Source organism: Phytopseudomonas daroniae (assembly GCF_004327275.1).
Taxonomy (GTDB): Bacteria; Pseudomonadota; Gammaproteobacteria; order Pseudomonadales; family Pseudomonadaceae; genus Aquipseudomonas; species Aquipseudomonas daroniae.
Window position 1 is genome coordinate 312,024 of record NZ_QJUJ01000001.1, and the last position, 13,788, is coordinate 325,811.

A 13,788-nucleotide genomic window follows, 5' to 3' on the forward strand; every position below is an offset into this window, starting at 1 on the left:
GATGCCCTCTCGGCAGTATCAGCGCTGCCAGGCAACCACGTCCTGACACTGCTCACCGAGGCCGCTGATGCTCAGGCGCATGCGGTCGCCGGCCTTGAGGAACCGCGGCGGCTTCATCCCGGCGCCGACGCCGGGCGGGGTACCGGTGCAGATCACGTCGCCTGGATCGAGGGTCATGAACTGGCTGATGTAGCTGACGATCTCATCGATGGCGAAGATCATGGTGCGGGTGTTGCCCTGCTGGCGAGTTTCACCGTTCACACTCAGGTGCATGTCCAGGTCGCGCAGGTCGGCGATCTCGTCGGCCGTCACCAGCCACGGACCGATGGGGGCGAAGGTGTCGCAGCCCTTGCCCTTGTCCCACGAGCCGCCCCGCTCGTGCTGGTAGGCCCGTTCGGAGACGTCGTTGACGATGCAGTAGCCGGCCACGTGATCCAGCGCCTGCTCGCGCTCGACATACTGCGCCCTGCGCCCGATGACGATGCCCAGCTCCACTTCCCAGTCGGTCTTCTGCGCGCCGCGCGGGATGATCACCGTATCGTTCGGCCCGCAGATGGCGCTGGTGGCCTTCATGAACAGCACCGGCTCGCTGGGCACCGGCAGGTTGGATTCCCTGGCGTGGTCGGCGTAGTTCAGGCCAACGCAGACCAGCTTGCCGATATTGGCGATGGGCGTACCGATACGCACGCCGTCCTCGACCCGGGGCAGGCTGGCGTGATCCAGCGCTCGCAACTCATCCAGCACCTGTGGGTCGAGCGTGCGCGGGCCGATGTCCGGCACATGCGCAGACAGATCGCGCAAGCTGCCATCAGCGGCAACGACTGCCGGTTTTTCCTGACCGGGCTGGCCATGACGCAACAGCTTCATGCCTTGCTCTCCTCATGGGCACGCACGCGTACGCCGTTGATCTCGCCCAGCACGTCGAACAGGTGCGGCACGTACTTGTCGCCATGGCCGAGCGCCTTGGCCAGCATGAAGGTCTGGTACACCGCATCGGCCACCGGCCCGGTGGCGGGAGTGGAACGCGCCAGATCGGTGTAATAGCGCATGTCCTTCTCGCAGTTGGCCAGGGCGAACTTCTGGCCGCTGTCATCGCCCTCGAGGACGAAGGGGATGATGCGCTCGAAGGTGCGGCTGTAGCCGCCGCTGAGCCGGCAGATGTCGGCGAAGGCGCGCAACTCCAGGCCGTTCTTCGCTGCGGCGCAGAAGGCTTCGGCGAGAATCGCGGCGTTGCCCTGGGCGATGAAATTGTGAATCACCTTGGCCTTGTGACCACTGCCGACCGCGCCGAGGTGATGCAGGGTTTCACAGAATGTCTGGAGAACCGGTCGAGCTTGCTCGACATCGGCGTCGGCGCCCCCGGCGAGGCCATTGAGTCGGCCCTCGGCGGCCTCCTTGGGCGTGCGATTGACCGGTGCGTCCATGTAACGGCCACCGGCCTCGCGCACCAGGGCGGCGATCTCGGGGGTTTGCGCCGGGTCGCCGGTGCTGCAATCGACCACCAGTTGCCCAGGCTGCAGGCCGGCCAGCAGGCCGCGCGGGCCTTGCAACACGGCATGCACCTCACGGCTGCCGGGCAGGCACAGCAGCACCAGGTCGCTGCAACGGGCCATGGCGCTGGCGTCCTCGACCTCCACCGCGCCCCGGGCGACCAGGGCTTCAAGCGGCGCACGGTTGCGGTGAGCCATGATAGTGAGGGCAAAACCCTTGTTCAGCAGATTGCTGGTCATGCCCTGGCCCATCAGGCCCAGGCCGATAAAACCTACGGTAGTTTGCGTCATGAGCATGGGTTCCAAATGCCCCGGCCAGACCGGGGCAAGCTGCGGTATGTGCCTCAGAGCCTATTTACGATCTCGCGAGCTAGAGATAAACGGTGGCGAAAATGGCCGAGGAAGCGGAGTTTACGAGTGGTAAATGAGCATTCCGAGGCCATTTTCAACGCCGTTTAGCCGACGCGCAGCAGATCGTAGACAGGTTCTTAGTTCTTGCTGCGGATGTCGGCCAGAGTCTTGTTCAGCTCAGCCACGAGCTCAGCGCCGAACACCTCGGTGTACTTCTCGATGGTCGGCTTGAGGTGTTCGCGCATGCGCTCGATCTCGGCAGGCGACACTTCGTTGACCGTCATGTTGTCCAGCGTGGACAGGTAGGCCAGGGCCTTGCTGCTCGACTCGCGGGACACCTGGCGCTCGTAGATTCCGGCTTCGCGAGCGGCCTCGGAGACGATGGTGCGCTCACGCTCGTTGAGACGATCCCAGACCTTCTTGCTGAAGATCACCGCCAACGGATCATAGAAGTGGCCAGTCAGCGACAGGTACTTCTGCACTTCATAGAACTTCGACGCCTCGATCGAAGCCAGGGGGTTCTCCTGACCGTCGACCGTGTGGGTTTCCAGCGCAGTGTAGATTTCAGTGAAGGACATCGGCACCGCGTTGGCGCCCAGACGGTTGAAGCTCTCCACCGCCGAAGGAATCTGCATGATGCGCAGCTTGAGACCGGCCAGGTCTTCCAGCTTGGTGATCGGGCGTTTGCTGTTGGTCACGTGGCGAAAGCCATGATCCCAGTAATCCAGGCCGATCAGTCCATTGTTGGGCAGGGTATCCAGCAGACCCTGGCCCAGCGGGCCGTCGAGTACCGCGTCGACTTCTTCGAAGTTGTTGAAGGTAAAGGGCAGGCCGAATACGCCGAAGCCCTTGTTGATACCGGTCAGCAGGCCGGGCGTGACCATGGCCATGTCGACGGTGCCGCCCTGAATCGACGAGATCACCTGGGCATCGCCGCCCAGAGTGCCGCTGGCGAACACCATGACTTTCATCTTGCCGTCGCTTTTCTGCTTGACCAGCTCGGCGAACTTCTGCGCACCCAGGCCATGGGGGTGATCCTTGGCCTGCACGAACGCCACCTTGAAGGTACGCTTGTTGATCTCTTCCTCGGCCTGCACGAAACCGCTGAGCAGAGTGCTGGCACAGAACACTGCACCGATCAATTTTGGAATTGTTTTCATGATCTACCTCTTGTCGAAAAGCGCTCTAGCAGAGCATTGAGCGGGCCATGCAACGACCCATACGGGAGTCGCCCGCCAGGCGGGCGACCTGACGGTTCAGAACATCCAGCGCATCGGCACCGTGATCAGCTCGGGGATCAGGGTAATCAGCGCCAGCACCACCAACTCGGCCAGCAGGAACGGCAGGCAGCCGCGCACGGTATCGAGCAGATCCAGCTTGGTCACCCCGGACACCACGTTGAGCACCAGGCCCACCGGTGGTGTGATCAGGCTGACGGCGCAGGTGACGACGAACACCACACCGAAATAGATAGGGTCGATACCGGCGGCCACGGCCACCGGCAGCATCACCGGCGCGAGGATCAGGATCACCGGCGACATGTCCATGGCAGTACCTACCGCGAGCACGATCAGCACCATGATCACCATCAGCAGGCGCGGGCTGTCCATCAGCGGCTCGAGCAGGTTGATCACTTCGCTAGGCAAGTCGGTGACCGTGATCACCCAGGCGGCAACCATGGCCGCTGCCACCAGGAACATCACCATGGAGGTGGTGCGCACCGAGGCCAGCAGCACCCGGGCCAGGTCGGCGAAACTCATTTCGCGGTACACCAGCACCGACACCAGGAAGGCGTACACCGCTGCCACTACGCCGGCTTCGGTCGGGGTAAAGATGCCGAACTTGAGCCCCACCAGAATGATCACCGGCAGCATCAGCGCCCAGACGCCCTCGCCGAAGGCTTTGAGGCGTTCGGCGCGAGTGGCCTTGGCCTTGATCTCCACCTGCTCGCGGCGGGATATGAAGTACCAGGCCACGCAGAGCGATACGCCCATCATCAATCCGGGAATGATCCCCGCGAGAAACAGCTTGGTGATCGAGATATTACCGGCCACACCGAACAGGATCAGACCGATGGAAGGTGGCAGCACCGGGGCGATGACCCCGGCCGAGGCGATCAGACCGACCGAGGTGGCCTTGTTGTGCCCAGCACGCACCATCATGGGCACCAGCAAGGCGGCCAGGGCGGCCGCGTCGGCGGCGGCGGAGCCGGACAGGCTGGCCAGCAGTATGCCAGCCAGAATCGCCACGTAGCCGAGGCCGCCCTTGATATGGCCCACACTGGTGATCGCCATATTGACGATGCGTTTGGACAGGCCGCCGGCGTTCATCAACTCGCCGGCCAGCATGAAGAAGGGAATCGCCATCAGGGGGAAGCTGTCGGAACCGTGAATCAGGTTCTGCGCAATGATTTGCGCATCGAACAGATCCAGGTAATACATCATGCTGACGCCACACAGAATCAGGGCATAGGCGATGGGCACACCGATAGCCATCGCGCCGATCAGGGTCAGCACGAACAGACCAATGATGATCATGAGATCACTCCGCTTGTTATTTTTCTAATCGCTAGGCACTACACCGGGCTGGCGCAGCGCGGACTCGGTAATCAGTGAGGCACGATGTTCGGGTCACTCGGCGGCTCGGGTAAGCCTTCACCGCGCAGCAGGCGGTACATCTCATAGAGATGGATCAGGCTGGCGCACAGGCCGAAGACCATACCGGCACCGTAGAACAGGCCCATGGACAGACCCGTGGCGGGTGAAGGGGTATGAATATTGATTTCCACCTGCTGCCAACTGCCCCAGAAGAACAGCATCGAGCACATCAGCATCAGCAGTTGCCCCAGCCACAGGCAGGCTCGCTGGGCGAACACCGGCATCTTGCGCAATGCGGTGTCGACGCGCATGTGCTGCCGCTCGCGCAGCACGATGATGGCCCCGATGAACGTCAGCCAGACGAAGGCCCAGCGCGACAGCTCCTCGGAAACCGAGATCCCGGTATTGAAGCCATAGCGCAATATGACGTTGCCAAAGACCAGCACCAGCATCACCAGCAGGAAGAACACGGCCAATACCTTGAGGCCGTTGAAATACCACTCCACCCACCTAGCCATGAACCACCTCCAGGCGAGAGGGGCCGACCAGCATTGGGGCTATTTCACGATGGGGGCACGTTGAACGCAGAGCCATGGCACTAACCATATGAGTACACCTTGATGTTGTTCTTATCAGGGGGGCATTACCGACCCTTCTGGGAGGCACGTTAGCATTTAAAAACATTGCATGCAATGTACATATTTGCGACCATCGCGGCACCTCAATCACAACAACAACGAGACCCTGTCATGCAGCTCATTACCAATACCCCGACCGTGGTCACCCTCAGCGAACTGGACTCGGTCTCCGTCGCACGCCGCGCCCTGGCCGGCGGCAGCCGAGTCGAAAGCCTCGACCTTGAGGTGCTTGAAGACATCCCCGCCGGACACAAGATCGCTCACCGCGCCATCGCCGCCGGCCAGCCCGTGCTCAAGTACGGCCAGGTCATCGGCATCGCCAGTCAGGACATTCCAGCCGGCACCCATGTGCACACCCACAACGTGGTGATGCCGCAGAGCCACGCCAGCAACGAACTGCCGCCAGCCATCGAACGCACCCTGGTGCTGCCATCGGAGCAGCGCCGCCGCTTCATGGGCTATCGCCGTCCGGACGGCCGCGTCGGCACGCGCAACTACATCGGCATCCTCTCTACGGTGAACTGCTCGGCCACGGTGTCGCGTGCGGTGGCCACGCACTTCAACGGCTCGGAGCTGCTCAAGCGCTACAACATCGATGGCGTGGTAGCGCTGACCCACGGCAGCGGCTGCGCGATAAACACCGAATCGGAAGGCTTCAAGTTTCTCGAACGCAGCATCTGGGGCTATGCCAGCAACCCCAATATCGCCGGCGCCCTGATCATCGGCCTGGGTTGCGAGACCAACCAGATCTCTTCACTGATGAAGCGCTACAACCTCAGCGAAGGGCCGAACTTCCGTGTCTTCAACATTCAGAACGTCGGCGGCACCCGCGCCAGCATCGAACGCGCCATCGAGCAGGTGACCGGCATGCTGGAAGCCATCGGTCGTCTGGAACGCACCTCGGAAAGCGTCGAGCACATCATGGTCGGCATGCAATGCGGCGGCTCGGATGGCTACTCGGGCATCACCGCCAACCCGGCACTCGGCTACGCTGCCGACCTGCTGGCACACAATGGCGGCACCGCGATTCTCAGCGAAACCCCGGAGATCTATGGGGCCGAGCACCTGCTGATCGCCCGTGCCACCAGCCACGAGGTGGCGCAGAAACTGCTCGACCGGCTGACCTGGTGGGAAAACTACACCCGCATCAACGGTGCCGAGTTGAACAACAACCCGTCACCGGGCAACAAGGCCGGTGGGCTGACCACCATCCTCGAGAAATCCCTGGGTGCTGCGGCCAAGGGCGGCAGTAGCTCGCTCAACGGTGTGTACGAGTGGGGCGAGCCGATCACCGAGCACGGCTTCGTGTTCATGGACAGCCCCGGCTATGACCCGGTGTCCGTCACTGGACAGGTGGCCTCCGGTGCCAATCTGATCTGCTTCACCACCGGGCGCGGTTCGGTGTCAGGTTTCAAGCCGGCACCCTGCGTCAAGCTGGCCACCAACACCGACATGTATCGGCGTCTGGAAGAGGATATGGACATCAATTGCGGCGGCATCATCGACGGCGAACTGAGCATCGCCGAGGCCGGGCAGAAGATCTTCGACATCCTCATCGAGATCGCCTCCGGCACGCCGTCGAAAAGCGAGCAGTACAACTATGGCGACAACGAGTTCGTCCCCTGGCAGGTAGGCGCGGTCACCTGATCGCCTCTCCTCAGGAAAACAGCTCCAGATAGGGCACAGCCGTAATACGGTTGTGCTCCCTGAAGTATGCCAAACGCTGCTTGACCTTGCGCTCGGCGACAATCAGGTGTTCTTCCATGCTCTGCGCTGCAAGATCGGCACGCCCCGCCTGCAGATGCTCGAAAATACTCAGGTGCTCGCGGAAGAAAGGCTCTTCGTCGGGGAAATAGCTCTTGTCGAGCAGAATGTGCTTGCCCGACAGCAACAGGGAGTGAGTGCGCCGCAAAACCTGCAGCATCTGCCGGTTCGGGCAGCGCCCCAACGTTTCGATATGCAGGTCGCTTTCAAGGTCATCGAACTGCCGGCTATCCATGTCCGGGTAGATGGCCATGGCCTGGTGCAAGCGCTCGATGTAGCCCTTGAGCTGTTCCGGTCGCAAGAACTCTGCAGCGCGCATCAGTACATAGGGCTCCAGATGCCGGCGCATCTCATACAGTTCGCCGAGGCGCTCCTCGTCCCACTGCCCGAGCAGCCAGCGCGAGCGCTCGTCGCGCTCCACCAGGCCCATCAGCGACAGGTGGATCAGAACCTGGCTCGACACTGTGCGGCTGATCGAATAATGGCGTGACAGCTCCAGTTCATTGATGTGGTAGGAGCCGAACAACGACTGGTGCAGCAGGTCGCGCTCAATCTGGTTGTAGACCGCCTTCCAGGTCTCGGTCTTGCGCGGTGCCTGGGTATTTCCTTCGCTCAGTTTGAAATCGCTGGCTTCCAGCTTGCGCCTGAGCACCTTACCCGGCTCCGCCCCGACCAGATAACCGCGCCCGTCGAAGGTGCAGATCAGGCCTTTCTCATGCAGATTGACGAGTGCCTGGCGTACCGGTGAACGGCTTACACCAAACAGCTCTGCCAGAGGCCCTTCCAACAGCAAGGTACCTTTTGGCAATGCACCCTTTTTGATGCTCGAGGAGATGACTTCGTACAACTGATTATTAAGGTGCTTTTTCATCTTGTTGTTTTCACTGCGAATGGTTTGTGAATACCCCTCTATTACGTCACCTGTTCAGGAGTATCGACATGATGGTCGTTCGCCATTGTCACGCCCCATGACTTTGCATGCAATGTACCCTGCATCAACACCCTTCTTGCTCAAGGCGCACTCGATCATGCATCGAAGATGAAACGCCGTACTCGGTGAGTCTGTGCAGCAGTTTAAAGGCGGGAGCGGCCGGTTCGCTCCTCAGGTTCCGCGTCCACTACGGCTTGTCGGCCCGTAGGATGGGGCGGGCCGCGCAGGTGACCGCCATCCTACGAGAGGCAGCTACCGCCTTATCGCCTTCCGCCCGGCTCATACCGACATTGGCAGTGTTGATCATGCTCACCAGGGTGATGATGAAACCGCCGACGATACCCGGCAACGCCTCGGGCAACAGCACGTGCCAGACGATATGCCAGCGGCGGCAGCCCATGGCCTGGGCCGCTTCGATCAGGCCGTGGTCGACCTCGCGCAGGCTGACTTCGGCGATGCGGGCGAAGAACGGCGTGGCGGCGATGGTCAGCGGCACCACGGCGGCCAGTTGGTGCCGACGATCCAGCGGATGAACGGGATCAGCGCGACCATCAGGATCAGAAAGGGGATCGAGCGGAACAGATTGACGAAAGCAGGATGTCGAGAAACGCCTGCTACAGGCGATCAAGCAGCAGCAACATAACCCAGTACTGGCCTATCACTTGATCTATCACTTGCGTTGGTACACCTCCATTGCGGTGCACCAACGCCCTAGGCTCATCCAGATCAGAACAGCTTCACGGCCTGGATCGAACTGACCCAAGCCTGAGGGTTATCAGAAGCTGCTCTGCACCTTCACCCCGAACACCCACGCATCGTCCACTTCACTGACCCCGCCCGGATTACGCACGTATTGCACGTTCGGCTGGATCACCAGCCAGCGGGTGGCGTGGATGCCGTAGTACAGCTCGGCGTCGTATTCGTTGCCCTGCAGGGGCTGGTAGGCCGGGTTGTCATAGTCGCTCTGCAGGTTGGCGGCGTTCAGCGCGCGCTGGTTGTCGCGATAGCGCGAATTGGTGTGGATCCGCGCGACACCAAAGCCGATATCGTCCTGGGGACGCGCATCGAACAGCCCCTTGTAGGTAAACCCCGCCTGGAGGAAATGCCCCACCTGGCTGGTTTCCCGATCCTGCACGGTCACGTTGGCGAACAGCGACAGGCCCCGCGTCGGGTCACCGTCATGAGCGGTAACCTGCTGCTGTGCGACCAGCCAGTAACCAGACTTGCTGTCCCGGCTGCGCAGAGGGGTGTTCACATCGCCCGGAACTTCCCGGCTGCGCACGTCATCGGCATCTGCGGTGCTGTAGTAGGCGCCGACCCGGTACTCACCCGGCAGCTGGTTGACGGTGGGTTTCCACACCAGCTCCACCGGCATGATCAGGCCCTTGCCACCGCTGAAATTGAGCTTGAAGCCGTTGCCCGTCTCCAGCAGCGAGGGGTTGTGCTCGAACACCCCAACCTGGGCGAACAGCTCCGGCGTCAGTTGGTATTTCACCCGCCCGGCCCACTGCGAAATCGGCCAGTTGTACCAGGTGTTGGCGCCCGCCCAGTTACCCATCTGCGAGCCGCACAGGGCCAGGTTCTGGAAGTCGCAGGGGAAGCTGTTGAAGTCTTCGCCTTCACCGAAGCGGCCGAACTTGAGATCCAGCTTGCGCTCGAAGAAAGACTTGCTGATCCACATCTGGGTCAATCGCCAGGTCTGCCCCCGCCCCCAGACTTCCTGGTTGGAGGAGTACATGGGCGCCCGTGGATCGCTGATGCGATCATTGGAAATATTACGGCCTTCGCGCTCGGTAATGGCCAGCTTGAAGGTCGTGTCTTCCCAGCCCAGGATCTTCTGCAGATCCAGCTTGGCACCCAGGGTGAACTGGCCGCTCCAGCGTGCGGTGCGGTCGTGGTTGTAACCGCCATGGACGTTGTAGCCCAGCTCGCCGACGTAATCGAGGGTGAAGTCGTAGCCCTTCTCCAGCAGCTCGGTGCGAGTCCCGCCCCAGTCCCCGGTCATACCCGGCGCATCCGGGTCGAACATCCCGGCAGCCTGGGCCGCCTGGCTCCCCGTCAGGGCAATGGCGGTGAACACAGTCCCTTTGAACCAGGCGCAAGCGTACCCGCCGCGCAGATCAGCGTTTTTCATCGTGTGACGACCTATGTTGTTATTGTGTTTGGTGCGCGACTCACCACCGCACCCTGCCGTGACAGGCCGCAGCGGTACTATCGCGGTGTTACTGCAACTCCCTCGGCAACGATTGGGTTAACCGAAGTAACGAACCCGGAAAGCATCGATCGCTACGGCGATGAAGATCATCACCCCGCCAATCATGCCGACATAGAACGAAGGGACATTCACGATGGCCAGACCCACCTGGATGACGGTCAGCAGCAACACACCGCCCAGTACACCTTTCACGTTACCGCGCCCGCCGAAGACACTGATGCCGCCGATGATTGGCGCTGCAATCGCGTAGAGCAGATAGCTCGAGCCCTGGTTCGAGGTGATCGCCATCTGCCACGAGGCCAGCAGAAAGCCTGCCAGCGCGGCCAGGAAACCTGAAATCGTGTAGGTAATGATCTTGACCCGCGCGACCCGGATCCCGGCGGAGTTCGAGGCAACCGGATTGCCACCCACGGCATAGATCGACCGCCCCAGCACCGTGCGCTTGAGCACGACGCCGATCACGACCATCGCCAGAAAAAACACCACCGGCATCAGGGGCCAGTCACCGATGGTCGCCTGCCCGATCCAGACGTAGCCGTCCGACAGGTTGGTGAGGGTCTTGCCCTGCGTCAACGCCAGCAGCGCACCCTGCAGAATGATCATCATCGCCAGCGTTTCGATCAGCGAAACCATTTTCAAGCGGGTGATGCACAGTCCGTTGAAGAAGCCGATCAGCGTCCCGACCAGCAGGCCGATTGCAACTGCAGCGAACCATGGCAAACCCAGCTCGGAATAGGCGAGCGCACCCACCGCCGACGAAAAGCCCGCATTGGCAGGAATCGACAGATCGATCTCGGCGACCAGCAGCGGCAAAGCCACCGCCAATCCCAATGTGCCCAGAACCGTCGCCTGCACCATCACGTTCTGCAGATTGATCAGCGTAAGGAAGAATTCGTTGAAGGCACCGAATATTGCCACCAGTGCGATGAGCCAGATCCACACGACATTGTGTAAAACCCAGCCGAGCACGGCCTGGCCGTTCATCTTGCTGGTGGCTGGCGCCAGCCCGTTGCTGACTCTAGTTGCATTGCCCATTCCCGTTTCTCCAGTCTTGTTATTATCCTGATGTGTCATCCCTGCACCGATGCGCGCAGGCGCTCGACGGTGATGTCCTCTCCCGTCAATGTTTCCTTGATGTTGCCGTGTTCGAAAATGCAGACCCGATCGACCGCGCGAACCAGTTCGTCGGTATCGGTCGAAACAATGATCACTGCGACGCCAGCGTTGCTCAGCTCGTCGATGATTCGCAGCACATCCTGTTTGACGCCCATATCAATGCCACGCGTCGGCTCGTCGACCATCAGCAGGCGAGGCTTGGTGGCGAGCACGCGGCCCAGGCAGACTTTTTGCTGGTTGCCGCCGCTGAGCGTATCCACCGCATAGTCGGGGTTGAGCGCCTTCACACCCATCGCTGAGAAATAGTGCGCGATGACCGAGGCTTCGGCCCCCTGGTCGATAAAGCCAAGCCTGGTCCGCGATGCCAGGGAGGAAAGCGCGATATTCGTGCCGATGGACATTTGCCCGACGGCACCATCGCGACGGCGATCATCGGAGAGATAAGCGATGCCCGCATCCAGGGCCGCGCGCGGCGTTCGCGGCAAAGCCCGGGCGCTATCGCCATTGATGGAGATGGTTCCGGCGGCAGGATGCAAACCAAAGATGGCGCGAGCGGTTTCCTTCGCGCCGGCCCCCGGCAGGCCGGTGAAACCCACCACCTCACCCGGCCCGATATCGAGGCTTTCCAGCGTCAGGTACTTCCCTGCCACCCCACGCAGCGAAACAGCCGGCGGCTTGCCTGAATGATCGCGCCGTTTGCGCTGGAAGAGCGCTACCTCTCGCCCAATCACCAGCTCCGTCAGTCGTTCCGAGGACAAGGCGCCGACATCATCGGAGCCACCGGCCAGGCTTCCATCACGCAGTACCGTCACTGCGTCACAGATCTCCAGGATCTCGTCGTTGTAGTGCGAAATGAAAATGAAGGTCACACCTTCCGTTTTCAGGCGCTGCATGAAGTCAAACAACTCGCGCCGGTCGGTCACGGTCAGCGCAGCAGTCGGCTCATCGAGGATGATGACTTTGCCCCCCGAGAACATCGCCCGCAGAATGTTCAGCTTGCGCCGCGCCACAGCGTCCAGATGCCCGGCCAGCGCATCGGCCTCGATACCGGAGCCTTCGAGCATCCTGGCCGCATCGGCGCGCAACGTCTTCCAGTCGACGAGCCCGTGCCTGGTCGGCCAGATCCCCAGCATCAGGTTCTCCGCCGCGCTCATGTTGCCGATGATCATCGGCTCCTGTGTGACGAGGAATACACCGGCCTCTTCCATCGCCTTGACGTCTACGTGTTCGAGCGGCTGGCCATTCATGAGGATCCGGCCAGAGGTGGGCTTGACCTGTCCTGAGATAATGCCCACCAAGGTTGATTTCCCCGCCCCGTTCTCTCCGAGCAAGCCATGGATGGATCCACGTCGGATCTCAGTCGTGACACCGCGCAGTGCGTGTACTGGCCCATAGCTTTTGGTGACGTTATCGACCCTCAGGATCGTGTCGTCCAACACACTCTCGTCGCGCTTCTTGTGTAAGGTCATTTTGTTATTCTCACCATCACCTTGTCGGATAAATGCCGAAGCAGAGCGTCGCTCTGCAACGGCAATCGGGGCCCAGAAGACGATCAGGTATAAGGTATGCCCCACTGCGTCTCGGCGACCGAGCCCCAATGGCGTGGGTCGCTCGCGTTTTCAGCATTGATCACGAAGGCCGGGATGATGAGTGTCGGGCCAGTCTTGCCCTGAACGATCTCGCCCGACTCCCAGAAATATTTCGGGTTCTGGTAGGTACCCAGCGGCACGGCTTCGCCATTGAGGGAATGCTTGACGATCATTTCGACAGCAATCTCACCGTACGCCACCGGGTCTTGAGAGATGCAGGCATCCATGTAGCCATCCTGAATCCATTTCAGGGCGATTGGCTCACCGTCGATATTGACGAAGATGATGTGCCCGTCCTCTCCAACTTTCTTCCAGCAGCCTTTTTGCTGAAGCGCCGTAACGATGCCGCGCGACGGTGAATCCGAAGGCGCATGAACTGCATCGAGATCAGGATATTCGGACAGTGTCGAGAGGGTCACCGAAAGCATCTTTTCAAGTTGACCTTCGGTAGGCCGGGCCAAATATTTGATGTCCGGATACTTGGCAAATACCGAATCCATGCCTTCTTTGCGCAAACGCCAAGCTACAGAAGCCAGGGCACCATAACAATTCAGCACCGTTCCCTTCGGGCTGCCATACTTCTTGATCAGTCGATTTACAATCTCCTCGGCAGCCATCACACCGCCCTGGAAGTTGTCGAAGCTGACAGTAATTGCCACATCCCCACCATCAGCCGGTGTGTCGATTATGCCCACCGGAATATTTCTCCGGTTGTAGCGCCGGATCGCAGAAACAATGGCCTGACTGTCGATCGGATCCGAAATGATTGCCGAAGGCCCAGACAACAGCAGGCTTTGCCATTGTTCAAGTTGGCGGGTGTTGTCGAAGTTGGCATTGGTCGCCTGAAATCCGCCTGAATGTGCCTGAACGGCGCGCTTCACCGCCTCTTCCTGGATGACGAAGAAGTAGTAGTCGAGGCTTTTGTTCGAATAAGGGATAGAGAGGCGGCTTTGCGCAAATGCGCTGCGCCCCAGCATGGCCCCCATTCCAACGCCAAGCCCTAGTACCATACCGCCAGCCAATACACTACGACGACTCACTCCAGGCTGCTTTGTTTTTGTCATGGGATGATCTCCAGCTTATTGTTGTAGGTTTAA

At 60.7% G+C, this 13,788-nt stretch carries 11 protein-coding genes and 1 pseudogene; 1 reads left to right on the forward strand and 11 read right to left on the reverse strand.

Annotation, left to right across the window (positions count from 1 at the left end; all coding sequences use genetic code 11):
* Positions 1–18 precede the first annotated feature (18 nt).
* The 5 genes from DNK10_RS01535 to DNK10_RS01555 all read right to left on the reverse strand — a co-directional run bounded on the left by DNK10_RS01535 (position 19) and on the right by DNK10_RS01555 (position 4,956).
* The gene (locus DNK10_RS01535) at positions 19–867 is read right to left on the reverse strand and encodes a fumarylacetoacetate hydrolase family protein (protein WP_131190364.1); all 849 of its coding nucleotides are present in this window, start codon (positions 865–867) and stop codon (positions 19–21) included.
* Positions 864–1,781 (reverse strand): NAD(P)-dependent oxidoreductase, encoded by a 918-nt coding sequence (locus DNK10_RS01540; RefSeq protein WP_131178892.1) that lies wholly within the window; start codon positions 1,779–1,781, stop codon positions 864–866. Before DNK10_RS01540 ends, DNK10_RS01535 begins: the two co-directional genes overlap by 4 nt.
* A 197-nt stretch (positions 1,782–1,978) precedes the next feature.
* Entirely contained in the window at positions 1,979–3,001 is a 1,023-nt protein-coding gene (locus DNK10_RS01545; protein WP_131175967.1) for a TRAP transporter substrate-binding protein, read from the reverse strand.
* A 96-nt stretch (positions 3,002–3,097) separates the two neighbouring features.
* A complete protein-coding gene (locus DNK10_RS01550; RefSeq protein WP_207390865.1) occupies positions 3,098–4,375 on the reverse strand; it encodes a TRAP transporter large permease subunit in 1,278 nt (425 codons plus the stop codon).
* Between the two features lie 74 nt (positions 4,376–4,449).
* Positions 4,450–4,956: a TRAP transporter small permease gene (locus DNK10_RS01555; RefSeq protein WP_131190365.1), complete on the reverse strand. Its 507-nt coding sequence runs from the start codon at positions 4,954–4,956 to the stop codon at positions 4,450–4,452.
* Positions 4,957–5,187: 231 nt separating this feature from the next.
* Between DNK10_RS01555 and DNK10_RS01560 the strand changes: the two genes are divergently transcribed.
* Positions 5,188–6,723 (forward strand): UxaA family hydrolase, encoded by a 1,536-nt coding sequence (locus tag DNK10_RS01560; protein WP_131190366.1) that lies wholly within the window; start codon positions 5,188–5,190, stop codon positions 6,721–6,723.
* Between the two features lie 10 nt (positions 6,724–6,733).
* Here DNK10_RS01560 and DNK10_RS01565 read toward each other — a convergent pair whose 3' ends face one another.
* The 6 genes and pseudogenes from DNK10_RS01565 to DNK10_RS01590 all read right to left on the reverse strand — a co-directional run bounded on the left by DNK10_RS01565 (position 6,734) and on the right by DNK10_RS01590 (position 13,755).
* The gene (locus tag DNK10_RS01565) at positions 6,734–7,711 is read right to left on the reverse strand and encodes a GntR family transcriptional regulator (RefSeq protein ID WP_131190367.1); all 978 of its coding nucleotides are present in this window, start codon (positions 7,709–7,711) and stop codon (positions 6,734–6,736) included.
* A 352-nt stretch (positions 7,712–8,063) separates the two neighbouring features.
* Positions 8,064–8,365: pseudogene (locus DNK10_RS01570) on the reverse strand (ABC transporter permease subunit); the annotation flags it as partial.
* A gap of 181 nt (positions 8,366–8,546) precedes the next feature.
* The gene (locus DNK10_RS01575) at positions 8,547–9,905 is read right to left on the reverse strand and encodes a carbohydrate porin (RefSeq protein WP_244216190.1); all 1,359 of its coding nucleotides are present in this window, start codon (positions 9,903–9,905) and stop codon (positions 8,547–8,549) included.
* Between the two features lie 117 nt (positions 9,906–10,022).
* Positions 10,023–11,021 (reverse strand): ABC transporter permease, encoded by a 999-nt coding sequence (locus tag DNK10_RS01580; RefSeq protein ID WP_131190368.1) that lies wholly within the window; start codon positions 11,019–11,021, stop codon positions 10,023–10,025.
* A 35-nt stretch (positions 11,022–11,056) separates the two neighbouring features.
* Entirely contained in the window at positions 11,057–12,571 is a 1,515-nt protein-coding gene (locus DNK10_RS01585; protein WP_131190369.1) for a sugar ABC transporter ATP-binding protein, read from the reverse strand.
* Positions 12,572–12,654: 83 nt separating this feature from the next.
* Positions 12,655–13,755 (reverse strand): sugar ABC transporter substrate-binding protein, encoded by a 1,101-nt coding sequence (locus DNK10_RS01590; protein WP_131190370.1) that lies wholly within the window; start codon positions 13,753–13,755, stop codon positions 12,655–12,657.
* Between the last annotated feature and the right edge of the window lie 33 nt (positions 13,756–13,788).